Source organism: Chryseobacterium elymi, assembly GCF_003385495.1.
In the GTDB taxonomy this organism is placed as follows: domain Bacteria; phylum Bacteroidota; class Bacteroidia; order Flavobacteriales; family Weeksellaceae; genus Chryseobacterium; species Chryseobacterium elymi.
The window spans coordinates 107,921-132,367 of sequence record NZ_QNUH01000008.1; the positions used below are offsets into that span (position 1 = coordinate 107,921).

At 37.5% G+C, this 24,447-nt stretch carries 28 protein-coding genes; 18 read left to right on the top strand and 10 right to left on the bottom strand.

Going from position 1 to position 24,447, the window contains the following annotated elements; genetic code table 11:
* Positions 1–184: 184 nt before the first annotated feature.
* Together DRF60_RS11275 and DRF60_RS11280 are read right to left on the bottom strand one after the other, a co-directional pair.
* Positions 185–1,249, bottom strand: a complete 1,065-nt coding sequence (locus tag DRF60_RS11275; RefSeq protein ID WP_116012161.1) for an NAD(P)H-dependent flavin oxidoreductase — start codon at positions 1,247–1,249, stop codon at positions 185–187.
* A gap of 227 nt (positions 1,250–1,476) precedes the next feature.
* Entirely contained in the window at positions 1,477–2,352 is an 876-nt protein-coding gene (locus DRF60_RS11280; protein ID WP_116012162.1) for an aldo/keto reductase, read from the bottom strand.
* Between the two features lie 254 nt (positions 2,353–2,606).
* Between DRF60_RS11280 and DRF60_RS11285 the strand changes: the two genes are divergently transcribed.
* A complete protein-coding gene (locus DRF60_RS11285) occupies positions 2,607–3,041 on the top strand; it encodes a GNAT family N-acetyltransferase (RefSeq protein WP_116012163.1) in 435 nt (144 codons plus the stop codon).
* Positions 3,041–3,508, top strand: coding sequence for a GNAT family N-acetyltransferase (locus DRF60_RS11290; protein WP_116012164.1), 468 nt, complete (start codon positions 3,041–3,043; stop codon positions 3,506–3,508). The genes DRF60_RS11285 and DRF60_RS11290 overlap by 1 nt, the downstream gene beginning before the upstream one ends.
* On the opposite strand, the gene DRF60_RS11295 is transcribed toward DRF60_RS11290, so the two are convergent.
* Complete coding sequence (locus tag DRF60_RS11295) at positions 3,461–4,381, bottom strand: LysR family transcriptional regulator (protein ID WP_116012165.1); 921 nt, start codon at positions 4,379–4,381, stop codon at positions 3,461–3,463. The two genes, DRF60_RS11290 and DRF60_RS11295, sit on opposite strands and share 48 nt — an antisense overlap.
* Positions 4,382–4,421: 40 nt before the next feature.
* Positions 4,422–5,168, bottom strand: a complete 747-nt coding sequence (locus DRF60_RS11300; protein WP_116012166.1) for a metallophosphoesterase family protein — start codon at positions 5,166–5,168, stop codon at positions 4,422–4,424.
* 185 nt (positions 5,169–5,353) lie between these two features.
* Here DRF60_RS11300 and DRF60_RS11305 point away from each other — a divergent pair, with 185 nt between their 5' ends.
* The 4 genes from DRF60_RS11305 to DRF60_RS11320 are packed head-to-tail and all read left to right on the top strand — an operon-like array spanning position 5,354 to position 7,896.
* The gene (locus DRF60_RS11305) at positions 5,354–5,971 is read left to right on the top strand and encodes an NAD(P)H-dependent oxidoreductase (RefSeq protein WP_116012167.1); all 618 of its coding nucleotides are present in this window, start codon (positions 5,354–5,356) and stop codon (positions 5,969–5,971) included.
* The gene (locus DRF60_RS11310; protein ID WP_116012168.1) at positions 5,968–6,852 is read left to right on the top strand and encodes an NAD-dependent epimerase/dehydratase family protein; all 885 of its coding nucleotides are present in this window, start codon (positions 5,968–5,970) and stop codon (positions 6,850–6,852) included. The genes DRF60_RS11305 and DRF60_RS11310 overlap by 4 nt, the downstream gene beginning before the upstream one ends.
* 2 nt (positions 6,853–6,854) lie before the next feature.
* Entirely contained in the window at positions 6,855–7,142 is a 288-nt protein-coding gene (locus tag DRF60_RS11315) for a putative quinol monooxygenase (protein ID WP_116012169.1), read from the top strand.
* A 1-nt stretch (position 7,143) separates the two neighbouring features.
* Positions 7,144–7,896, top strand: coding sequence for a type 1 glutamine amidotransferase domain-containing protein (locus DRF60_RS11320; protein WP_238640193.1), 753 nt, complete (start codon positions 7,144–7,146; stop codon positions 7,894–7,896).
* Between the two features lie 129 nt (positions 7,897–8,025).
* Here the strand turns inward: DRF60_RS11320 and DRF60_RS11325 are convergent, their stop codons facing one another.
* From DRF60_RS11325 to DRF60_RS11335, 3 genes are all read right to left on the bottom strand, one after another.
* Entirely contained in the window at positions 8,026–8,469 is a 444-nt protein-coding gene (locus DRF60_RS11325) for a carboxymuconolactone decarboxylase family protein (protein WP_116012170.1), read from the bottom strand.
* A gap of 4 nt (positions 8,470–8,473) precedes the next feature.
* Entirely contained in the window at positions 8,474–8,905 is a 432-nt protein-coding gene (locus tag DRF60_RS11330; RefSeq protein ID WP_116012171.1) for a DoxX family protein, read from the bottom strand.
* A 61-nt stretch (positions 8,906–8,966) separates the two neighbouring features.
* Complete coding sequence (locus tag DRF60_RS11335) at positions 8,967–9,539, bottom strand: Crp/Fnr family transcriptional regulator (protein WP_116012172.1); 573 nt, start codon at positions 9,537–9,539, stop codon at positions 8,967–8,969.
* A 66-nt stretch (positions 9,540–9,605) separates the two neighbouring features.
* On the opposite strand from DRF60_RS11335, the gene DRF60_RS11340 reads away from it, so the two are divergent.
* Complete coding sequence (locus DRF60_RS11340; protein ID WP_116012173.1) at positions 9,606–9,971, top strand: DUF1304 domain-containing protein; 366 nt, start codon at positions 9,606–9,608, stop codon at positions 9,969–9,971.
* Positions 9,972–10,159: 188 nt separating this feature from the next.
* Here the strand turns inward: DRF60_RS11340 and DRF60_RS11345 are convergent, their stop codons facing one another.
* Together DRF60_RS11345 and DRF60_RS11350 are read right to left on the bottom strand one after the other, a co-directional pair.
* Positions 10,160–10,621 carry a thioredoxin family protein gene (locus DRF60_RS11345; RefSeq protein ID WP_116012174.1) on the bottom strand — a complete coding sequence of 154 codons (462 nt, stop codon included), beginning with the start codon at positions 10,619–10,621 and terminating at the stop codon, positions 10,160–10,162.
* Positions 10,618–12,687: a TonB-dependent receptor plug domain-containing protein gene (locus tag DRF60_RS11350; protein WP_116012175.1), complete on the bottom strand. Its 2,070-nt coding sequence runs from the start codon at positions 12,685–12,687 to the stop codon at positions 10,618–10,620. Before DRF60_RS11350 ends, DRF60_RS11345 begins: the two co-directional genes overlap by 4 nt.
* Before the next feature lie 122 nt (positions 12,688–12,809).
* Between DRF60_RS11350 and DRF60_RS11355 the strand changes: the two genes are divergently transcribed.
* From DRF60_RS11355 to DRF60_RS11390, 8 genes are all read left to right on the top strand, one after another.
* On the top strand, positions 12,810–13,997 hold the full coding sequence (locus DRF60_RS11355; protein WP_116012246.1) for a homogentisate 1,2-dioxygenase: 1,188 nt from the start codon (positions 12,810–12,812) through the stop codon (positions 13,995–13,997).
* 24 nt (positions 13,998–14,021) lie between these two features.
* A complete protein-coding gene (locus DRF60_RS11360; protein ID WP_116012176.1) occupies positions 14,022–15,296 on the top strand; it encodes an acetyl-CoA hydrolase/transferase family protein in 1,275 nt (424 codons plus the stop codon).
* Positions 15,297–15,433: 137 nt separating this feature from the next.
* Positions 15,434–16,228 (top strand): hypothetical protein, encoded by a 795-nt coding sequence (locus DRF60_RS11365; protein ID WP_116012177.1) that lies wholly within the window; start codon positions 15,434–15,436, stop codon positions 16,226–16,228.
* A 233-nt stretch (positions 16,229–16,461) separates the two neighbouring features.
* Positions 16,462–17,592, top strand: a complete 1,131-nt coding sequence (gene hppD / locus DRF60_RS11370) for a 4-hydroxyphenylpyruvate dioxygenase (RefSeq protein WP_116012178.1) — start codon at positions 16,462–16,464, stop codon at positions 17,590–17,592.
* Positions 17,593–17,662: 70 nt separating this feature from the next.
* Positions 17,663–18,121, top strand: a complete 459-nt coding sequence (locus tag DRF60_RS11375; RefSeq protein WP_116012179.1) for a hypothetical protein — start codon at positions 17,663–17,665, stop codon at positions 18,119–18,121.
* Positions 18,122–18,194: 73 nt separating this feature from the next.
* Positions 18,195–19,442 carry a fumarylacetoacetase gene (gene fahA, locus DRF60_RS11380; RefSeq protein ID WP_116012180.1) on the top strand — a complete coding sequence of 416 codons (1,248 nt, stop codon included), beginning with the start codon at positions 18,195–18,197 and terminating at the stop codon, positions 19,440–19,442.
* A 111-nt stretch (positions 19,443–19,553) separates the two neighbouring features.
* The gene (locus tag DRF60_RS11385; protein WP_116012181.1) at positions 19,554–19,967 is read left to right on the top strand and encodes a GxxExxY protein; all 414 of its coding nucleotides are present in this window, start codon (positions 19,554–19,556) and stop codon (positions 19,965–19,967) included.
* Positions 19,968–20,053: 86 nt separating this feature from the next.
* Positions 20,054–20,875, top strand: a complete 822-nt coding sequence (locus tag DRF60_RS11390; protein ID WP_116012182.1) for a flavin reductase family protein — start codon at positions 20,054–20,056, stop codon at positions 20,873–20,875.
* Positions 20,876–21,135: 260 nt separating this feature from the next.
* On the opposite strand, the gene DRF60_RS11395 is transcribed toward DRF60_RS11390, so the two are convergent.
* Positions 21,136–21,978: an alpha/beta hydrolase family protein gene (locus DRF60_RS11395; protein ID WP_116012183.1), complete on the bottom strand. Its 843-nt coding sequence runs from the start codon at positions 21,976–21,978 to the stop codon at positions 21,136–21,138.
* 147 nt (positions 21,979–22,125) lie between these two features.
* On the opposite strand from DRF60_RS11395, the gene DRF60_RS11400 reads away from it, so the two are divergent.
* The 3 genes from DRF60_RS11400 to DRF60_RS11410 are packed head-to-tail and all read left to right on the top strand — an operon-like array spanning position 22,126 to position 24,314.
* A complete protein-coding gene (locus DRF60_RS11400; protein ID WP_116012184.1) occupies positions 22,126–22,899 on the top strand; it encodes a HipA family kinase in 774 nt (257 codons plus the stop codon).
* Positions 22,886–23,269 (top strand): DUF3037 domain-containing protein, encoded by a 384-nt coding sequence (locus DRF60_RS11405; RefSeq protein ID WP_116012185.1) that lies wholly within the window; start codon positions 22,886–22,888, stop codon positions 23,267–23,269. The genes DRF60_RS11400 and DRF60_RS11405 overlap by 14 nt, the downstream gene beginning before the upstream one ends.
* A 22-nt stretch (positions 23,270–23,291) precedes the next feature.
* Complete coding sequence (locus DRF60_RS11410) at positions 23,292–24,314, top strand: alpha/beta hydrolase (protein ID WP_116012186.1); 1,023 nt, start codon at positions 23,292–23,294, stop codon at positions 24,312–24,314.
* Positions 24,315–24,447 lie beyond the last annotated feature (133 nt).

Sequence of the window (24,447 nt, forward strand, 5' to 3'; positions counted from 1 at the left end):
AAAGTCTTCAATTCACGTTTTTTACTTCGGTAGAATATTAACCATTTTAGCAGAATAAGAGTTCTTTTGCATTTATCGATTATTATCTGATTAGGAATAGCCATCTTAGTACATTACTAAAGGTGGTCTTCTCAAGCGATCAGGGTTCCTTTATTATTTACAGGGTTTTAAAATATAAATAATTTCAGAAAATATTTTCAGCTTGAAAAATAAGCTGTTTCAATATATCCTCTGTTGAAAGTTCACTGTAATCATGAATTGATTGCCCAGCCCAGATGCCTATAAAATCAGTATTATTCAGTTTTTTTGAAACTTTACGTAACTCATTCGTCAGTTTATTCTGATAGGGATAAGGCAGAATATAGGCTGAGTTTTCAAGACTTTCGATGTATTTATTTTTAATTCCTCTTGCATACCGGCCCGAAAAGCTTCTTGTCAGGACAATGTCCTTCTCTGTTACATTTTTCAGTCTTTCTTTTTCAAACGGTTGCAAGCCACTTTCCTCTGATGCCAGTAAAATACTTCCAACCTGGAATCCTTGTGCTCCCAGCTCTTTTGCAGCTCTCAAAGTTTTCCCGTTATAAATACCGCCTGCATAAATCAGCGGGACTTTTACATGATCATATACTTTTGAAAATAAGGACATTCCTCCGATTTCAGGAATATTATCGGCATCAAAAGTTCCTCTGTGTCCTCCTGCTTCAATTCCCTGCACGCAGATGATATCAATTCCCGAATTTTTTAGAATTAATGCTTCTTCTACAGAAGTACAGGTTCCGATAAGTAGTATTCCATTCTCTTTTAGCTTCTCAATGCTCTTATCATCCAGGTTTCCGAAAGTAAAACTTAGGATTTTACAACCTTCTTCAATAATAGCATCTATCTGTTCATGATAACCGTTCACTTTAATCTCTTCAGAATCAGGAAGCTGAACTTCTATATTATTTTCTTTTGCAAGTCGGGTAATAAACTGTTGTGTTTTAATAAATCTTTCCCTCAAAGAATCTGTCAGCTCAGGAATATGGTGGACAAAAATATTGACAGCAAACGGTCGCTCGGTGAGCTTTTTGGTATCTCTGATAAGTTCAGCAGATTGAGCTGCAGAAAGGTCTGCTAATGCAAGCGATCCCAGACATCCGGCTTTTGAAGCTGCAGCAGTCATCCGTGGAGTACTTACGCCAAACATCGGGGCCTGAATTACAGGGTATTTTACCTCTAAAATTTCACTTATTGTATCCGGCCAAAACATAGGAGTTAATTTAGATAAAATTTACAAAAATTTGATAATATGCTAAGTTTATAAAGTATGACATTGCTCACAAACATATACAGATAATCCGTTTATTTTTCCTTACGCAGTTCCTTATACTGCTTTTTCAAATTAAATCTCCCGCAGATTAACTGGAGTCAGCAGATTATTATATTAAAATCTGTGTTACGTTTGATCTGCGGGAGAGATAATAGGGAAATATTATATTAAATATCCGCTACGGATTTCAGCATTTTTTCTTCCCATTCAGGGTCTTTAGGATCAAAGAACAGTCTTTTGCCTGTATCTAAAGAACGGACAATATTCATTTCCTCTTCAGTCAGTTCAAAATCAAAAACATTAAAGTTTTCTTCAATCCTCGAAGGCGTTACAGATTTCGGAATAACAACAAAGCCCTCCTGAAGGTGCCATCTAAGGATCACCTGAGCTACAGTTTTACTGTATTTTCCTGCAACTGCTTTTAGCTGAGAGTTGTTTAAAAGATCTGCATTTCCGTTTCCAAGAGGACTCCACGGCTGTGTGACGATATTGTTTTCCCTGTCATACACCTGAAGCTCCTTTTGCTGGAAAACCGGATGAAGCTCGATCTGGTTGATCACAGGATGAATTGTTGAATTGGCTTTCAATTCTTCTAGTTTTTCTACAGTAAAATTACATACTCCAATAGCCTTGATCTTTCCTTCTGTATATAATTCCTCCAAAGCTTTCCAGGTTCCCAGGAAGTCTCCATATGGCCAGTGAATCAGGTACATATCCAGATAATCCATCTGCAATCTGTCCAGTGTTCTCTGAAACGCTTTTTTTGCTTTTTCATACCCATGATCCTGCACCCATACTTTTGAAGTGATAAACAGCTCGTCTCTGCTTACACCACTGTCTTTCACAGCTTGTCCAACTGCTGTTTCATTCTGGTAAATAGCTGCTGTATCAATCATTCTATATCCTGTATGAATGGCTTTTACTACTGCTTTTTCACATTCGTTCAGATTTTCCATCTGCCATACTCCAAAGCCTAAAGCCGGAATATCCAATCCGTTATTTAAAGTCACTACAGGCTGCCCTGCATATGTTTTCTTTTGCATAATTCTTTAATTCAATTTTTGATATTAATGTAAAGCCTAACAAATTTGCAATAAAAAATTGGAAATCCCGCTTACCATTTTTACTGTTTTTAAACTAATTAGAGGCTGTTGACAAATATTTTCAACAACCCATCTTTTTGTTCTGCAAAAATCTATCCCTTATTATTTCTCCATTCCACAACTCTTTCTAACTTCTAACTTCTAACCTCTAACTTCTAACCTAATTTTCCTATTTTTGCAGTAAACTCATAACAATGTCCCATCAAATCAGGCTGGCTAAAGCTGAAGATTATCCAAGAATTATGGAGATCTGGGAATCTGCTGTAAAAGCAACCCATGATTTCCTTTCTGATGAAGATTTTAACTATTTTAAAGAAGCTATTCCAAGAGATTATCTCCCGGATATGGAAGTCTATTTGATTTCGGAGAAGGGAGAAGCAGCAGGCTTTGCCTCTGTAGTTGAGGGTAATCTGGAAATGCTTTTTATTCATGATGATGTGCGGGGAAAAGGATATGGCAAAAAACTTTACGAATTTATGAAGGAGACTACAGGACTGACCAAAGTGGATGTCAACGAACAGAATCCTAAAGCTATTGGGTTTTACGAAAAAATGGGCTTCAAAAAGGTTGGAAGATCGGAGAAGGATGGTTCAGGAAAAGCTTATCCACTTATTCATATGAGTCTGTAATGAAAAATCTTGTTTTTAATAAGTTAGAACCGGGAACGAATATTCCATATGAATTACTGCTGCTCGCTGATGAAACCGTTGAAGCCATCAACCAATATATCTTTGATTGCGCTGTCTACCTTTTAAATGACGGTCTTCAGAATATTGCTGTAATGGCACTCCACCCGAACAGCAATACAGAATTGGAGATCAAGAATATAGCAGTTATTGAAAGCTACCGGAGCCAGGGAATCGGCAGTATTCTTATGGGTAAGGCGAAAGAAATAGCCAAAGAAAACAGCTGTACAATTTTAACTGTAGGAACTTCAGATACGGGTTTCCAACAGATCAGGTTCTACGAAAAGAACGGTTTTGTAAAGAAGGGGATACGTAAGGACTTTTTTACAGACAATTACCCATTCCCTATTTATGAAAACGGATTACAGATGCGCGATATGATTATTCTTTCCCATGACCTTTCTGAATAATCCTTTAATATGATCGATCTCTGACTGGTAATTTGTTTTTTTTCGACAGCCGAAATACAGGGTATTTTCCAGTTTTTTCTCGCCTTCCCAGATCAGTTTAACTTCACCGTTCTCTATTTCATTTTTACAGAGGAAATTAGGAATAACAGCCAGCCCGGTTCCTCCTTTCAGACAGCGGATGATGGAGTTTAAATTCGGAACAATATAATTAGGACGGAAATTGGGTTTATGACCGAAATTCATGATCCAGAACTGAAAAAGATGCTCCATATCACCGGTTGTTCCGTACCATTTCTCCTGTTTCAGCCATTCTTCGGCATGTTCGATGCCTTTTGTCTTAAGGATCTTATGGAAACTTTCTGTATCTATATCTTTTCCACCTACAAGAATCATCTGTTCAGAAGAAAATGCCTCGTGTTCGATATTAGGTGAAACTCCTTTTTTGGGCGTAATAATCAGGTCCAGAATCCCTTTATCCAGTTGGTCCAGCATTTCGGGATATTCTCCGAAGCTGATGATCAGATTAAAAGGTAAAGTAGAAACATACTGCTCCAGTGTGGTCTGAAAGGTCTCGAAACACATTCCCACGCTGATCGTAGGGGTTAGTTTTTCAGTAGATTTCTGAAAGTTTTTTTCTACATCTTCGAGCTTGGAAATTGGTTCAGAAACAGCATTGAATAAAACCTTTCCTCTTTCGGTCGGAATCATTTTTCTGCCGGTTCTGTCAAATAACTTATACCCGACATAGGCTTCAAGCGAGCTTAAATGCAGGCTTACACCCGGCTGAGAAATAAACAGAGAGTCTGCAGCACCCGTCAGTGTTCCGGTTTTATATATCGCTTTAAAAGTGCGGTACCATTCTAAATTGACCATAGCTTAATCATAAATATTCTGATACAAAATTACAAAATAATTATAATACTGATATTCTTTCATTTTTCAGAAAAGCAGCATAATAATCCGGAATTCCGCTTTCCTCAATTCCGCGGATAGTTTCTTCAACCGGATAAGCTATCTGAATAATCTCCGGAAAAATCTGCTCCTCTTCCAATGTTAGAATGAGATAAGATGCCAGACGGTTTTCTTCCTTGGAACGGCCTACAGACCCGCAATTCACCGCCCATCCTCCAGCTTCAAAATATTTTTTGAATGATAAATGAGTATGCCCCATTACAACAATATCAGATTGAGATTCTTCTAACATATGAATGAAGACCTCATCATTTTCAGATTCATAGAGATAAGTCTCATTGCTAGCCAAACCTGCATGCAGCAGCTGAATATTCCAATGCTTCTTCCCTACTTTGTAGTTTAATTTTAAATGAAAAGGAAGTTCTGATAAAAATTTTTTGTTCACTTCCGTAATGTATTCCTTAGAATGATCAATGGCTATGAATCTTGCTACGGTTTCTTCTTCCGAATGTTTAGAAAGAGGAAAAACAGGAATATCAAAAGCAATTCTTTCGTCGTGATTTCCCATAAGACAGGGAATGTTCAGGCTTCTGATCTTTTCAACCACTTCATTTCCCCATGGGGCAAAGTCTACCAGATCTCCCAGACAGAACTTCTGCTGAATTCCTCTTTTCTCTATATCTGCAAGCACTGCTTCCAGTGCAGGAAGATTTCCGTGCACGTCACTAAAAACCGCAATCTGTATCATTTTCACTATTTCAATAAACAAAATTACTTGAGATGTTTGATAACATGCCCAGCACCCGATATGACATTTAACCATGAAACCACAATTCAACTATTATTATTCTAATAGATAATTATAATTTATACTATTTTTATTATACAATACAGCAAGCTAACTTTGCATCATAAAATTTAAACAATCATAAAATGAAAAAAGTATTGATTATTAACGCAGGACAAAATTTCGGACATTCCGGAGGAAAATATAACGACACGATTGCCGAAAATACACTCGCAGTACTTAAGAAATTTGAAAATATAGAAGTAAAAACAACCCAAATTGCAGATGGCTTCGACAAAGATGAAGAAGTAAAGAAATTTGTCTGGGCAGATTTTATCATCTACCACACTCCGATCTGGTGGTTCCAGCTTCCCAACGGATTCAAGAAATATATTGATGAAGTTTTCACAGCCGGTCATGCCAAAGGAATTTATATGAGTGACGGAAGAAAAGCTGAAACTCCGGAAATCAATTATGGAACAGGAGGAATGCTGGGCGGAAGAAAATATATGCTAACCACAAGCTGGAATGCTCCGGAAACAGCCTTTACACTTCCCGGAGAATTCTTCAATGAAACCAGTGTAGATAATGGACCGTTATTTGGATTCCATAGAATGAATGCTTTTGTTTCTTTAGAAAAAATGGAAAGCTTCCACTTCCATGATGTAGAGAAAAATGCCAATATAGAGCGTGATATGAAGCTTTACAGAGAGCATCTTGAAAATGTTTTCGAAAAAGAACTTAAACCACAATTAGTCTCATGAAAAAAATACTGATAACAGGAATTACCGGTTATATCGGTGGTACCGTTGCCCGGAAGCTATTAGAAAGAAACTACAGTGTAACAGGACTGGTCCGTAATGCAGACGCAGCAGAAAAACTGAAACAACTAGGAATTGAATCCATCATAGGAAATATACATGATGAAGCTGTTTTGAATTCCGCCATTTCTAATGCTGATGCCATTATCCACACTGCAGACTCTGCAGATGATGCTTACGCAGCAGACAGTTTCATCAATGCACTGGAAGGAAGCGGAAAAACTTTTATTTTCACGTCTGGTTCCGCTATTTTTGGAGGGAAAGAGAACGGAGAAAAAAATGATTTTGTGTACACAGAAGACATTCCTCTGATCCCAAGGCTGGAAATGGCTTCCAGGGTACTGATTAATAATTATGTTCTTCAGTCTGCCAAAAAGAATATCAGAAGCATTGTCATTGTTCCTACGATGGTTTATGGTGATGGGTTGGGTTTGAAAAAAGATAGCATCCAGCTTCCTGCTTTAATCAATTTCTCTAAGGAAAAAGGATTTGGGGCTTATTTTGGAAAAGGAGAAAATCTATGGTCTAACCTTCATATTGAAGATTTAGCAAATCTATATGTACTTGCATTGGAAAAAGCAAAAGCAGGTTCTCTTTACTATGCAGAGAACGGATCTTCAACGATCAAGAATCTGGCTGAAAATATAAGCAGACAGTATGATCTGCAGCCTGCACAGTCTGTCAGCGTACAGGAAGCAGTCAATACATTTGGTCCTGCGGGCGGATATTTTGGTTTTGCATCCAACAGTGTATGTAATTCTGACAAAGCAAAAGCAGAGCTGGGTTGGAATCCTCAATATCAATCCATTGAAAAATTTATTTAATTATGAAAATTTATCTTACAGCAGTTATAAAATCTAAAGAAGAGCACCAGCAAGAAGTATTGGAAGTTCTTCAGAATATGGTAAAAGAAACCAGAAAGGAAGATGCATGCGAACTCTACAGCCTGCATCAGGGAATTGAAGACAAAAACCAGTTCATCTTCTACGAGATCTGGAAAAATAAAGAAGGACTTGCAGAACATAACAAACAACCTTACATCAAGGCTTTTGGTGCTATCGTTGAAGAAAAATTACAGGAAAAACCACAACTTTATACTACCCATATTCTTTAATATGAAAAAATTAGCATTTCTATTTTTAGCCCTGTTTACCATAGGAGCTATTCAGGCACAACATCAAAAATCTAAACATATGAAAAAGAAAATTTTATTTGTCGTAACCAGTCATGACAAAAAAGGAAGCACCGGTGAAGATACCGGGTATTATCTTGGTGAAGTTTCTCATCCATGGGAAGTGCTTCACAAAGCAGGGTATGAAATCGATTTTGTAAGTCCTAAAGGCGGAACTCCTCCGGTAGACGGATTTGATTTAAAAGACCCTGTAAACAAGGAATTCTGGGAAAATACGGAATACAAAAATAAGATCGATCATTCTTTACAGCCTTCTCAGGTGAAACCAGACAATTACAGCGCTATCTTCTACGCAGGAGGCCATGGTGCCATGTGGGATTTTGCAGATAACACAGAATTAGCTGGCATTGCCTCAAAAATTTATGAAAATGGAGGCATTGTAGCGGGAGTTTGCCACGGCCCGGCCGGTCTTGTCAATATCAAACTGAATAACGGAAAGTATTTAGTGGACGGCAAAAAGATCAATGCTTTTACCAACGAAGAAGAAGCTGAAGTGAAATTAACGAATGTGGTTCCTTTCCTTCTGGAAGAAAAACTGAAAGAAAGAGGGGCAAAATTTGAAAAATCAGGACTTTGGCAGAACCATGTGGTAACTGATCAAAGAGTAATTACAGGACAAAATCCTCAATCTGCAAAAAGCGTAGGTGAAGCGATTTTAAAGGAACTTAGTCAATAATCGAATTGAGTTTTTATTAGCCTTGAAGGCAAAAAACTGATTACACGGATGTCCTAAATAAAAAAGAATCCGTTTCACTTTTACTGTTGTGAAACGGATTTTTTGTTGTGCTAATTTTATAAACAGAAACTATTTTGGAACTTCTATATGCGTGCTTACTGCAATTCTGTTCCATGCATTGATCGTTACAATAGCCATAATGATCTGTGCTATTTTTGCATCATCAAAATACTGTTTTGCTTTCTGGAAGGTTTCTTCTGTAAGCCCTTTATCACTAATTAGAGTAATTTCCTCCGTCATCGCCAAAAGAACCTGTTCTTCTTCTGTGAAAAAGTCTTTCGCTTCTCTCCAGCCGTTAAGGATGAAAATTCTTTGAGTTGTTTCACCGTACTTAAGGGCATCTTTTGTATGCATATCAAGACAGAAAGCACATTTATTGATCTGTGAAGCCCTGATCTTGATTAATTCCTTCTGGATATGGTTTAGAGAAATAGTCTGAAGGTACCCTTCCAGTCCAAGCATCGCTTTATACGCTGCTGAATCTACGTTGGCAATATTTAATCTTGCGCTCATAATATTATAATTTGTTGGTTAAATGATCTATACTAAATAAATACTTCGGCTGAACAGCCAGTAAAAAGGCTCCGGCACTACCTACCCAGACAGAGTAATCCAGGGGAGCTTTAAATCCCAATGCCATAGTCATTGACAAAGCAAATACCAGCAACAGAAAGCCCGCTCCGAAAGCTGCTATTCTGGTTCCCCAGCCTAAAAATAACATCAGAGGAAAAAGTATTTCAAAAAAAGTCGCGGTATAAGCAGAAAATGCACTTAAGCTTTCCGGAAGAAAAAAAGTAAGTTTCCGGGTGTACGCTTCAAAGTTTTCCCAGTTTCCCCACGCAGAGTTGTTGCCCCAGAAACCGAACCTGTCTGCCACTGCAGAAAGCATGGTCACAGAAAGGGCAAGTCTTAAAAACAACTGTGGAAACTGAACATTTTTATCTGTCATAATATTAGCTTAATAACAAGACAAATTTGCGGTTTATTATCCGTAAAAATCTTAAACTGGTTTAAGAACGTAATTTTGCTCTGATTTCACTCAGATATTCCGGAGTAAGATTCAGGAAAGAAGCAATAAGATATTGTGGAATTCTTTGGATAAACCAGGGATACAGTGTGCTGAAATGTACATAAAGCTCTTCCCTGGACATCTCGTACAGGTAACGGATCCGTCTTTCCGAAGCTGCATAAGCCCTTTGGTAGATCATCCTGAAATACCGTTCCATGACCGGATGTTTTTCTAAAAGAAGCTCCTGCTCTTGAAGATCAATAACAACAATGGTAGAACGTTCCACTGCCTGGATACAAAAATCTGATTTCATCTGCCTTTCATACGCGAAAGTATCCGTGATCCACCAGTTTTCTATCGCAAATTCAGTGGTCTGCTCTGTTCCTTTTTCGTTCACAAAAAATTTTCTCAGACAGCCCGCAGACACAAAATACATTGATCTGCAGATTTCACCGCTAAGCATCAGATTCTGTTTCTTTTTCACTTCCAACTCCTTAAAAAAAGAAAATATAGAAGCATATTCTTCATCAGTGATCTTAATAAATTTATTTAAATGTGCTTTGAAAGTGTCCATCTTTGCAATTGAATAACCAAACTTAACTTTATTTTTTTAGTTTTACAATGTCAAAAATATTAAATCATGGAACTCGTTGCTAAAATTCTCATCGCCATCGTTGCACTGGAACATATGTATATCCTGTGGATGGAAATGTTCGCCTGGGAAACCAAAGGAAAAGAAGTATTCAAAGCTGCATTGCCGGCAGAAATGTTCAAACCTACGAAAGGACTTGCCGCCAATCAGGGGCTTTATAATGGTTTTCTTGCCGCAGGGCTGATCTGGTCCTTTTTAATCGAAGATCCGAAGTGGCAGGATAATATAGCATTATTCTTTTTAGGATGTGTAGCTGTAGCTGGAATTTATGGGGCTATTTCTGCAACAAAAAAGATATTTTTCGTACAGGCATTGCCGGCTATACTGGCCATTATTGCTGTTCTTTTAAAGTAATTCTATAAAGAATCTGTCATTGCGAACCTTTAGGTGAAGCAATCTCAAATAATATTCATTTTTTTTTGGCTTCGTCTCTTAGGTTCTCGCAATGGCAAGGACAATCAAATTTTATCGGAGATAAAGTCCTTTTACTTAAAAACATCGGATTAAAAAAAATATCGCTTCCCTTGCGTTTATCAGAAAAACTACAAAGCAGAAATTTCCAAAAGTTTCTGCTTCATCATTTCAGGAGTCAACAGCCCTTCATGATAATACACAAGCTTCTGATCTTTATCCAGAACAATCCACAAAGGATAAACAGGCTGGTCCTTATTTTTAGACAAAGCCAAAGCCAATTCATGAATTCCGGAGCCCCCATTCGGCAGATACCCAAATTCTTTTCCCTGAAACCGTATTTTTTCTTTCGTTTTTTCAGTTTCAAAATTGACCAGATAAAAATGTTCATTGATTAAATCCACTGTTTCCCTGTCTTTATTTAGTGCATGTTTTTCCATTTTACAGACCGAGCACCAGTCTGTATATAGATGGATAATAGTGGGTTTCGGATCTTTTTTCATCGATGTTTCAAGATCAGAAAAAGTGCCTGTCTTCATCTGAGACAGATAAAAACAGGGCACTAACATTAAAAATAAAATAAAATTTTTCATTTTAAAGTATATTTTATTCCGAGGAAACCTCTGATTTTCTGCATGGGTGCATATCCATAAGCAGTATCAAAAGTATAATGGTTCGGGTTATTTACCGGATCGTTTACATGTTTATCAAACGGGTCAAACGGTCTCATCAAAGGATCTTTCGGTGTAAAATTGAACAGGTTCTTCACCCCGCAATACACCTCAAAGCCAGATCTGAAGCTTTTTGAAACCTGAATATTGGCTAAAGAATAAAAAGGTGAATATTCAGGACGGTAATCATCCGGCAGCACAGGAAGTCGCATCGGCCCGTAGAATTGTCCTGTAAAATCTACAGCCAGGTCATTCGCGAACTTATAGGAGAGGTTGTAAGTTCCACTCCATTTCGGTGCGTGTAATTGCTGCGATTTTTTATGGTCTCCATCGAATTTCTGATAGACATCAAGATAGGTCACTCCTAAATTGACGCTTAAAGGAAAACTGAAGCTGAAGTCCATATTCAGTGAAGCACCTCTTGAAATTCCGTATCCATTAAGATTGTCATAAATAATTTTATCCGGATCGGTATCAAAATCCCCAACGATCTTATTGCTGAAATAGGTATAAAATGCAGAAGCATCCAATTGCAGCATGCGGGTTCCCACCGGAATTTTCCAGATATAGTTTAGGTTTCCGTTGACTGATCTTTCGGGTTTCAGATCTGATTTGATCAATACTTCACGGGAGCCAGTGAGTGCAGCATGATCTTCTGTAAAGAGATTGACCACCCTAAAACCAGTTCCAAAGTTGAATCTTAGCGTATGATAGGGGTTCGGGGAAAATTTCCATGCCAGCCTTGGTGAATGTACTTCATGATGAATTTTGTCATAATCAAAACGGTAGCCTACCAGCAAAGTATGCTTTTCACTAATTTCCCACTGATCCTGAACAAAAGCTCCCCAGATCGGCGATTTCATCGGTGCATTGGTCATTCCGTCTCCGGATAAGGTTCCTGGTGTATTGTCATCGTAAAATGTTCTTTTGAAAGTAATTCCTCCTGTCAGGTCATGGTTGCCTACTTTTTTGCTCCAATAGGTCTGTGCAAAAGCCACTTTTTGAAGCGCATCATAGGGGTTACTCCCGTAAAAAGAGTTCTGGTCATGATAATTATAAGAAAACTGGGTAACGATATATTCCTTTAAAGGCCACTGGTACAGTCCAAACACTTCTGCCCTGTTTGTATAAATACTTTCTCCGTACACATCTCCGCTTCCGCGGTAAGATCTGTCCCACTGCATTTCCCCGCCAAAACGGTCTTCATATAAATACCTCAACGCCATACTCGCCTGACGGTTTTCTTTTCTTTTAAAATTCCATTTATTGAAAACAGAAATCCGGCTCTGCAATGCTGCATCCGTAAAATTGTCTTTGTTCTGATCTATTTTTTCTTTAAAGCTGAAATAATTGAAGCTCAGTAAAGACGCAGCATTCTTTCCAATATTAAATTTCGTTGAAACATCAAGATTATTTTCACTCCAGGTGCTCGTCATCAGGTCTACACTTAATTTTGGAGCGGTCAGTGCGTTCTTGGTGATAATGTTGATTACTCCACCCATAGCTTCAGAACCATAAATAGAAGAAGCGGGACCTTTTACCACTTCAATTCTGTCGATAAGACTGTTGGGAATTCCACTCAACCCATATACTGTGGAAAGCGAGCTTACAATAGGCATCCCATCAATCAGAATCATCGTATAAGGACCTTCCAGACCGTTGATATGGATATCACCCGTGTTACATACTGAACAATTGAGCTGTGGTTTCACTCCGTTGACCATCGCAATGGCTTCAAAAATACTCGGAGTTGGATTTTTCTGAAAAAACTTCTGGCTGTAAACTTCTACGGCTACAGGACTTTTTGATCTGCTGAAAGGCTTTATGGTTCCGGTAATAACAACATCTTCAATAGTACTCATCTTGATTTTTGTTTTGGGAATTGTTGTTGAATCAGCTTTTATAGTTTGCTGTATACTCAAGCTGTCTGTCTCCTGAGAAAAACAAAAAGAAGATAAAAGAATAACAGAAAATAGTATTCGCTTCATGAAATTATAATTGTTAGACAAATCTAACAATTATTTTTGAATTACAAAACACCATGACAAATGTTGTTGGAATGAATTCACGAAAAATGATTAAATTTGAGAAACTAGATATAAAAAGTAAAATGAGATATCATCAAGCGGGTAATATCCCACCAAAAAGACATACGATTTTCAAATCACCGGAAGATAAATTTTACTATGAACAGCTTTTCGGAACGGAAGGCTTTCACGGAATTTCCTCATTGCTCTACCATACGCACCGACCTACACAGATCAAATCAATTGGACCTGCAAAAGATGTAACCCCAAAGATCGCGGTGGAAAAAAACGTTGCTCCGAGAATGTTTAAGGGGATGAATGTAACACCTGAGGACGATTTTATGGACAGCAGAAAGATCCTTCTGATGAACAATGACCTGAAAATGGGATTGTCAAAACCCAGAAAATCTATGGACTATTTCTATAAAAATGCAGAGTGTGATGAGCTTTTATATGTTCACCAGGGAACAGGAATCCTGAAAACCTTTGTTGGTGACCTGGAATTTGTTATCGGAGACTATCTTATTATTCCGAGAGGAACTATTTATCAGGTAGAACTGAAATCAGAAGACACCGTATTTTTTGTGCTTGAAAGCCACTCTCCTATCTATACTCCGAAAAGATACAGAAATGAATTCGGGCAGCTGTTGGAACATTCTCCCTTCTGCGAAAGAGACATGATTCCTCCGGTTTTTAAAGAACCTAAAGATGAAAAAGGAGAATTTTTAATTAAAGTAAAAAAAGAAAACCAGATCACAGATTTCATCTACGCAACACATCCGTTTGATGTTGTAGGATGGGACGGATACTTTTATCCTTATAAATTCAATATTAAAAACTTTGAGCCTATTACCGGAAGAATTCACCAGCCGCCTCCTGTACATCAGAATTTTGAAGGCCATAATTTCGTAGTCTGCTCATTCTGCGCCAGAATGTATGACTACCATCCACTGGCTATCCCAGCTCCTTATAACCACTCAAACATTGATTCTGATGAGGTTTTATTCTATACTGAAGGTGATTTCATGAGCCGTAATCATATCGACCTGATGGACTTTACCCTACATCCCGGAGGAATCGTACACGGACCTCACCCGGGAGCTATGGAAAGAAGTATCGGGAAAAAATTTACTGAAGAATATGCGGTTATGGTAGACCCGTTCCGTCCATTGAAAATTACCGAAGAAGCCTTAAAAGTAGAAGATCCTTCCTATAAAACTTCATGGCTGGAAGAATCAGATAAAACCATGGAAGACCGTTCTCAGGAATAAAAAATCACTCATAAAAATTTCATTATGTACAATTATATTAGTGCAGAAGAAGCTATATATACTGTAAAAAGCGGAAACCGCGTATTTTTCCACGGAAGTGCATGTACTCCTAATCATCTTATTGACGAGCTGGCAAGACAATCTCACCGTCTGGAAAATGTAGAGATGGTTTCCATTACTCAACAGGGAAATGTAGAAATTGCAAAACCCGAATACAAAAACAGCTTTTTTGTTAATTCATTATTCGTATCAACACCTGTACGGGATGCTGTTAATTCGGATCGGGGAGATTTTGTTCCCGTTTTCTTAAGCGAGATTCCTATTCTGTTCAGAAAAAATATTCTGCCGCTGGATGTTGCTCTGGTGACCGTTTCTCCACCGGACAGACATGGTTTCTGTACTTTGGGAACCTCGGTAGATGTCGCAAGAGCAGCTGTTGATACTGCTAAGCTCATTGTTGCCGTAGTCAATCCTTTAATGCCAAGAACCCACGGAGACGGAATGATCCATATCAGCAGGATTCATAAGCTGGTATGGCATGAAGAAGAGCTCCCAACGGTAGATTACGGTTCAAAAGTAGGTCCGGAGGAAATGCTTGTAGGAAAAAATGTAGCAGAACTTATTGAAGATAGGTCAACATTGCAGATGGGTATTGGAACCATTCCTGATGCCGTACTAAAATGTTTAACCAATCACAAAGATCTGGGGGTTCATACGGAAATGCTGAGCGATGGGGTGATCGACCTGATCAAGAATGACGTGATCAATAACAAGTACAAAGGTTATAATGATAATAAAACCATCACAAGTTTCTGTTTCGGAACAAGAGAACTCTACGATTATGTGGATGACAATACCGTTTTCGCCTTCAAAGATGTAAGCGATGTGAACTTTCCGATTAATATTATGAGGAACAAAAAAATGGTTGCCATCAATTCTGCCATTGAGATTGACCTTACCGGACAGGTATGCGCAGACTCCATCGGAACATTGCAGTACAGTGGAATCGGAGGCCAGATGGACTTTATGAGAGGTGCAGCCTTGAGTGAAGACGGAAAACCGATTATTGCCATTACCTCAAGAACCAAAAAAGGAGTTTCAAGGATCGTTCCTTTCCTTAAACAAGGGGCCGGCGTTGTGACAACAAGAGGACATATTCACTATGTAGTTACAGAATATGGCACAGCTTATTTGTATGGTAAAAATCTCCGCCAGAGGGCTCAGGAGCTTATCAGTATCGCACACCCGGATGACAGGGAAATGCTGGAAAGAGCTGCCTATGAACGATTTAAACAGTAAGAAATATTTTATTCTGTTTTTCTTATGAATATTGTATAATAAGCAAGGCCAATATTTGCCAAACTCAAATAAAGCGGCTCATAAAAATTTTAACATTTGGCAGTGTTTTTGATAAACTCATTCAAAACCAAAGGAAATTGAAAACTATATATAATTCGATTAGAGAAGAAGTTGAAAAGCATTCGAAAGTAAGAAATTCTGTTTTGGGGAATGTGAGTGAATGGAAAAGAAGCCATTATATTATTCTTTCTGAAATTATAAAAGATGAATTATCTGACGCAGAAGAACTGAAAGGAGGAAAAAAATTTGAAATAGGAAATACAATATCGCATGTTACTCTCCAACGCTTTTTTGAAAATGACTATCAGGACAAAACCCATAATGACCTCAGGTTCCTTAAAACACTGGATAAAATATGCATCTTCCTCGGTTACAGAGATTTAAATAACTACATACAGTCATTAAAATTAAACAACCGGGAGAAAGAACCGACGGGCAGCCTGGAATTTCTTACAAAAATGGTATATGATTATTGTGCCACCACATTTGAATTTTATAAGAATTTTCCCAATCATCAACCCGAAATTTTTAAGGAGCTGGTTTTTGATGGCTCACCATTTTTAGAAAGAACTTCACAGTTCAGCAGAGAATTATGTGAAAGGGATTTTCAGCTGGTAACCAAAAACAACCGTTCAAACTATGAAGTTTTTGACATTCACCTTGTCACTGATGAACCTGACAAAAAAATACTGGAAACTCAGGAATTCTGGAATCTTTTGTTCAAAGTAGGCGAAACCGGTGAGGAACATTTCGTTAACCAGCTCAATACCCAGATCTATTTTATCCGAAAGATAGACAATGTCTGGAAGATCTGGGACAACTATAATCCTGATGCAGGAAGACTCAACAGAAAAGTAGAAACAGATAAATGAAGTAAGCCGTAGAAAATTCTACGGCTTACCTGTTTCGAAAATATTTTTTTTTCACTTGTTCTTTGTATCTCAAAGATAGAGATCAAGTTTCGTTATAAGAAAACTTAAATATACTTAAATGAACTCTTTTTTAACTTTATGTTAACTATATTCAAGGAATCCATTTCAATGCTTTCGCTATTTCTAAGATTTTTGTAATTTGCATACATAAAAATAAAAGTAAAAATAGAAATATGTCAACACTTACATTTGCCGAAAAAATTGCTCAAGCTGAGAATTTTTTACCGATCAACGGTACAGATTACATTGAGTTTTATGTAGGAAATGCTAAACAGGCTGCCCATTATTACAAAACCGCATTCGGTTTTCAGTCTGTAGCCTATGCAGGTCCTGAAACAGGAGTAAGAGATCGTGCTTCTTATGTTCTTCAACAAGGAAAAATAAGACTGGTATTAACAACAGGGCTTAAATCCGAATCTCCTATCAGTGAACATGTAAAAAAGCATGGCGACGGAGTGAAAATTTTGGCACTTTGGGTAGATGACGCTTACCAGGCTTTCGAAGAAACGACCAAGAGAGGTGGGAAACCATATTTAGAGCCTGTAACTTTAACGGATGAGAACGGTGAGGTAAGAATGTCCGGAATTTATACGTACGGAGAAACCATCCATATGTTTATCGAAAGAAAAAACTACAAAGGTGCTTTCATGCCCGGATACGAAAAGTGGGAAAGCAATTATAACCCTGAAGAAACAGGTTTATTATACGTAGACCACTGTGTAGGAAATGTAGATTGGAACAGAATGATCCCTACTGTAGAATGGTACGAAAAAGTAATGGGCTTCGTAAACATCCTATCTTTTGATGACAAGCAGATCAATACAGAATATTCTGCATTGATGTCTAAAGTAATGTCCAACGGAAACGGATTTGCGAAATTTCCGATCAATGAACCTGCAGAAGGTAAAAAGAAATCTCAGGTAGAAGAATATCTTGATTTCTATGAAGGAGAAGGGGTACAGCATATCGCTGTGGCTACAAAAGATATCATTCATACTGTAACAGAATTAAAAAAACGGGGAGTAGAGTTTCTTTCAGCTCCACCAGAGGCTTACTATGATATGGTTCCTGAAAGAGTTGGCCATATTGATGAAGATCTTAAAAAATTACAGGACTTAGGCATCCTTATTGATCATGATGAAGAAGGATACTTGCTTCAGATCTTTACGAAGCCGGTAGAAGACCGTCCTACTCTATTCTTCGAAATCATTGAAAGACACGGTGCACAGAGTTTTGGTGCCGGAAACTTCAAAGCATTGTTCGAAGCATTGGAAAGAGAGCAGGAAAGAAGAGGAAATCTTTAATTTAAATATAGAATACTAAGTTTTGTCAGGATAAAGAGTCTTGGCAAAACTTTTTTTTAAAACACACATTATGAGAAAATTTTTTATCGGGATTTTATTTTTTGGAACATTAGGGCTTAATGCTCAGTATGGCACCCTTAATGAAATTCTCAACCGGCTGGAAGAAAGAAAAGGTATCAATCAGCATCTTGAAAATGTAAATATTGACAATAAGAAATTCGTCTTCATTAAAGATGCAGAGGATCACACGGAAAGAGACTTTATTGTTATCAAAGGAAAAGAAGCTACCTACGTAGAAGTTTTTGATGACAAAGCAACCGGAGAAAGCAGTTCAAACGTTTTTACAGGAGATATCATCAGGAAAAAAAATATTCTTTCTCTGAGAGCGGATAAACTTGAAAACAAGAAAGTTCCCATTCCTGTAACCAAAACTTTGTTGCTGACCAAGCAGGATAACATCCTCTATCTTATCGATGTGAATACCAAAGACAGATGGATAGATGAAGCCTCTTATTCCAAAAAGAAATAATCCCAACAGAAAATCAGATAGCAGATATTTTATGGATTTGCTGTCTTACCATTAATTTAATTCCAAAAAAATTATGAAATCATTTGTAGAATATTCTTCGGATTCAGACTTTTCTATACATAATATTCCTTTCGGAGTAGCAGTTTTTAATAAAGAATATATCGGATGCTGTACCAGAATCGGGGATCAGGTCGTTGATCTTGCCACTCTTTATGATCTTGGATATTTTGAAAATATTGAAGGATTGGATGATAATGTTTTTGAAGCCTACACCATCAACGAGTTTATTGAACTGGGGAAACCTGTAACGAATGTAGTACGTACCAGAATTCAGGAACTTCTACAGGAAGGCTCCATCCTCTCAAAAGACGAAAAAACCATTGCAGATGCCTTCTATGACCTTGATAAAGTAAAAATGATGATGCCTGTGCACATCCCGAATTACACGGATTTTTACAGCAGCATTGAGCATGCAACGAACGTTGGAAAAATGTTTCGTGACCCTGCCAATGCACTGCTTCCAAACTGGAAACATCTTCCGGTAGGCTATCATGGAAGAGCTTCATCCATAGTTGTTTCAGGAACAGAAATTAACCGTCCGAAAGGTCAGACAAAACCTGCAGACGCTGAAAAACCTGTTTTCGGACCAAGCAAGCAGCTTGACTTTGAACTGGAAATGGCCTTTATTCTTAACAGAAACTCAGAAATGGGTGAAAGCATTTCTACAAAGGATGCTGAAGAAGCGATCTTCGGAATGGTAGTATTTAACGACTGGTCTGCAAGAGATATCCAGGCATGGGAATATGTTCCGCTGGGACCTTTCCTTGGTAAAAACTTCGGTTCGTCTATCTCTCCGTGGGTAGTTACCCTTGAAGCACTGGAACCTTTCAGAACATCTTCTCCAAAGCAGGACCCTGACGTTTTAGACTATTTAAAGTTTGAGGGTGATAAAAATTACGATATCAATCTTGAAGTGTATTTACAACCTGAAAACGGTGAAGAAAACCTGATTTCAGAAAGTAATTATAAGTTCATGTACTGGAATATGACTCAGCAATTAGCACATCATACAGTAAACGGATGTAATGTAGAAGTTGGAGATTTATATGCCAGCGGAACCATCTCAGGAAGCGATCCAAAATCTTTCGGATCTATGCTGGAACTGACCTGGAGAGGGCAAAATCCTATACAATTAAAAGACGGTCAGGAAAGAAAATTCATTGAAGATAACGATACCGTTACCATGAAAGCCTGGGCTGAAAAAGATGGTATAAGAGTAGGTTTCGGTGAAGTTTCCGGTAAAATTATTCCAACTACTTAATATCTATTTTAAATTAAACACTTTAGTTTTAAATAAGTTACATAATAATGGGAAATTTAAGTTCACTTTAGTTTTTGAAAATCGTAGATTTTCACTGATGTTTCTACACTTATGATTACACAAAAAATAATCAACGAGCTTTCTTATAAAGTTGTTGGAGCTTGTATAGAGGTCCACAAACTGGCAGGTCCTGGTTTATATGAAGATGTGTATCACCAATGTTTAGAAAAAGAATTTAATTTGTTAGGTTTAAAATACCAAAGTGAACTTGAAATTCCATTTATCTATAAAGGGAAGCTTATAGATTGTAAATTGAAATGTGATTTTCTCATTGAAGATTTAATTGTCCTGGAATTAAAATCTACTTCCGAAATTCATCAGATTCATAAGGCTCAAACGATGAACTATATGAACCTTCTAAAAGCACCTCGTTCAATACTGGTCAATTTTAATGTTACTAACCTCTATCATGAAGGTTGTGAGTTATTTGCGGCTAAATCTTTTAAGGATCTTCCAAAAGAATGAAAATCTACGATTTTCAAAAAGCTGAAGTGCTCTTATAAAGCATAAGCCGAAAAACTAAATTAACTTAAGTGTTAAATAAAAAAACAATGAAAACAGTAATACCCTCCGAATTATCCCCCGTACAGCTTCAGACTATCATGCAGACCGCCGTGTCTCCGCGTCCGATTGCTCTGGCCTCTACAATAGATAAAAACGGAATCATCAATTTATCTCCGTTTAGCTTTTTTAATATGTTTAGTACAGTTCCGCCCGTGTTGATTTTTTCACCATCAAGGAGAGTACGAGACAATACCACTAAACATACCCTGGAAAATGTTCTGGAAGTTCCTGAAGTAGTAATTGGAACGGTGAATTTTCCTATAGTACAGCAAATATCTCTGGCTTCTACAGAGTATGAAACCGGAGTTAATGAATTTATTAAATCCGGTCTGACTATGAAAGATGCAGATCTGGTACAGCCCAAACTGATTGAAGAATGTCCTGTCAACTTTGAATGTAAAGTTTTAGAAGTGAAATCTCTGGGAGATCAGGGCGGTGCAGGAAATCTTGTGATCTGTGAGGTTCAGAAAATCCACATCCGGGAAGAATATCTGAATGAAGCTGGAAATTTAAATCAGCAAAAGCTTGATATGGTAGCCCGTCTAGGAGGAAACTGGTATTCCAGAAGCAATGAGAACAGTCTTTTTGAGGTTCCGAAACCTTTGGTAACAAAAGGAATCGGGTTTGATCTTCTGCCCGATTCTATTAAGTACAGTAAAGTATTTACAGGAAATGATCTGGGAATGCTTGCCAATGTAGAAATACTGCCTGCAGGAGATTTCCATGCAGATGAGAATGTTCATATAAACGCTCAAAAATTACTGTTGGAAAGCAGAATCGAAGAAGCCTGGACACTTTTAACAATATAATATTCAACAAAATAAAACCAGTCTGATAAGGCTGGTTTTTTATTTATTTCTTCATTGTAAAATTAAATTTCTAAATAGCTCATTTCAAATAAAACCCATACAAATTTTTAAACTTGGGTTAATAATCTCTCACTGGTTGCACAGATTTATATCTGTTGGGATCTTATTTGATTGAGAATAAGAAAATTCTTGTACATAATTTTGTTTATCCTTGCGTTTTTTAATACTATCACAAATTCAGGTATATTGTTTAGCCTGTTTTACTTCATATTTTTATTGAAAAAATCGATGCATTTTTCTATAACAATATTCAGGCTGTGAGGAAGGACTTTTTCAGTCCATGGCTCTTTTGATCCGAACGTATGATCCGCATTTTCAACCAGGAACAATTCTGAGTTCGGATTGAGAATGTGAAGGTGTTCCGCATTTTTAACACTTACACTTTCATCATTAGTTCCATGGATGATCAGCACAAAAGCTTTGGCCATTTCCGTAGCTCTTTCCACATCAAAACGGAGAACATTTTTTTCAAAATCTTCATAAAACTGGTAATAATGAGGCATTTCCTGTTTTGTTCTTCCGTTCAGTACATAATATACACCTTCCTTTTTCCAGTTCTCAAGAGCTTCATCCTCCGGAAATCGTTCTAGCGTATCTACACTTGCTAGAGTAATCAGCCCATTGATTCTTTCATCTTCAAATGTTTTAATAATGGAAATCCCTCCTCCTCTACTGTGTCCTATCAGGATTATCCTTTGGTCATCCACATGCGGGTTTTTCACAAAATGGTTGATCACAACACCGAGATCGGAAAGTTCTTTCGAATAATTATTGTTACCAAAGGCTTCCAGATCACTAAAATTGTGAGGATCTTCAACTGTGGTTCCGTTATGGGATGAATTGAATTTTACAAAGAAAAAGCCCGCCTCAGCAAATTTTTCCGCCATCAGATTCCAGGCTCCCCAGTCTTTATACCCTTTATAACCATGAACAAAGATAACTAAAGGCAGTTTTTTATCAGTATCAGGATAAATGGCATCGGCGAGAAAATCCCTGGTTTCTGCATTCTCAAGTTTTATATTAAGGTCTTTTATCAATTCCATATGAAATTTACTTATAATTCTTAAACAACAATGCTATCTACAGTATTCACTTTAACCGAAATATAATAAAAAAATTTTAGCTGGAAAAGTTAACCCTCTGCACCGGAATTCATTAAATAGTTATAAAAATAACCTTATTTTTGCGGTATGCTGGATTTAAGAACGGTAACCGTTACACGCTACATCCTGCCTTTAAGGGAAGGCGGATCTCTTCCTGCTTTGGCAGAAGCTGATGATGATTTTAAATATGTACTGAAATTCCGGGGCGCAGGCCACGGAGTAAAGATGCTGATCTCCGAACTTTTGGGCGGCAAGATCACGGAAGCTTTGGGTCTCAGAATTCCCGAACTCGTATTTGTCAATCTAGATGTTGATTTTGGTCGGACGGAAGCTGATGAGGAAATTCAGGATTTACTGAAATTTTCAGAAGGCCTGAATCTCGGTCTGCATTATCTTTCGGGTTCTATCACTTATGATCCGGGAGTAAAGGTAGATCCTCTCCTGGCTTCAAAAATTGTATGGCTGGATGCCTTCATTACGAATATTGACCGTACTTTTAAAAACACCAACCTCCTGATGTGGCATAAAGAGCTTTGGGTCATCGACAATGGAGCTTCATTTTATTTCCATCATTCGTGGCAGAATTTTGATACAGCTGCAAAAACTCCATTCAAATACGTGAAGGACCATGTACTGCTCCCAAAAGCAAAAATGCTGGATGAAGCTGATCGTTTTGCCCATGAAGTACTTAATGATCAACTGTTCAGGGAAATTGTCAATTTAATTCCTGAGGACTGGCTTCACTGGGATGACGCCGATGAAACTCCTGAAGAAATCCGTGAGATCTACTTCCAGTTCCTGAAAACCAGGTTAGAAAATTCTCAAATCTTTGTAAACGAAGCTAAAAATGCAAGAGGATAAAATATACGAATACGCTGTAATACGCCTGGTACCGAAAGTTGAGAGAGAGGAATTTTTCAATATAGGCCTTCTGATGTTTTCCAAAAAGGAAAAGTTTATCCGTATGGAGTTTTACTTATGTCCCGATAAATTCAGGCTGATGCATAGCAAACTGGATTATGATGATATTATCCGGAATCTTGAAAGCTTTCAAAAAATTGCCAACGGAGATAAGGAAGGGGGGCCTATAGCTCTGATGGATGTTCCGGAACGTTTCCGATGGCTGACCGCTGTAAGAAGCTCTTCTGTTCAGACATCCAGGCCTCATCCCGGCAAATCCAAAGACTTGGAAAAGACATTTGGTAAACTTTTTGAGGAGTTAGTAAAATAACACTCCACACAAAAAGTATTCTATGAAATCATCAATAAACAACATATCAATCTACAGGTTTTTCATAAACCTGTTTTTTGTTTTCTCCTTAGGTTTATCTAATTTAAGTTATTCACAAAACCAACCTGAATCAAATTCTACAAAAAGCAGTCTTCTCCCGGAAATATCATCAGTCTCAGAAAATATTGTTTATAAAACCAATGCAAAAGGAAATCCTGTTTCACTAGACCTCTATACTCCCAAAACTGTTTCAGACGACAAAATGCCCGTCGTCGTCTATGTACATGGAGGAGCATGGGTAAAAGGCGATAAAACCATCAGAGATGAAAGCTATATTGAAACATTCATTTCAAAGCTTCTGGATAAAAAATATGCGGTAATCAGTATCAATTATACGCTTCTTAATGACAGCATTCATTTCCCGATTCCTTTAGAAGATACTAAAGATGCAGTAAGATGGATAAGGAAAAATGCAGCAAAATATAAATTCGATTCGAACAATATTGGTTTTTTTGGAGCTTCATCAGGAGCACACCTCTCAATGCTCGCAGCCTATACACCGGACAATGAGTTTACAGGAAGCCCTGAACTTTCTTCTTACTCTGCAAAAGTAAATTATGTAGTAGATCATTATGGACCTGCTGATATAAACAAACTGCTTCATACACGACTGGGAAAAGTGCCTGTCTTTTTTTTCGGACTGGCAGCAAAAAAAATTGTGGATCTCAGAACGGATCTGGTAAGAGGATTATCCGGTTATGACATCAAAAAAGAGAAAAGAAAAGTCATAGACTATTTCAAGAAAATTTCTCCCATAAGCTATGTTTCAGAAGGTGTTCCTACGTTGATTGTGCAGGGAAATAAAGATAAGGTAGTTCCTATGAAACAGTCCAGAAAGCTTCACAGAAAACTCAGAAGAGAAAACATTCAGAATAACCTGATCATTGTAAAAAACGGGACACATGGTTTCGGAACGACAGATAAAGCTTATATGGACAGGCTTACTGACAAGATGGTAGATTTTATCATTTCTCAAACAAAATAATATACAAGTTACGATATGAGAACAACCAATAAATATTTAAAATCAACATAATAACTTTTAATCTAAGCACATTCAGAACTTCTACAACCTGAGTTTTACATTTGGCAGATACAGTAGAGTTTGCAGGAAATAC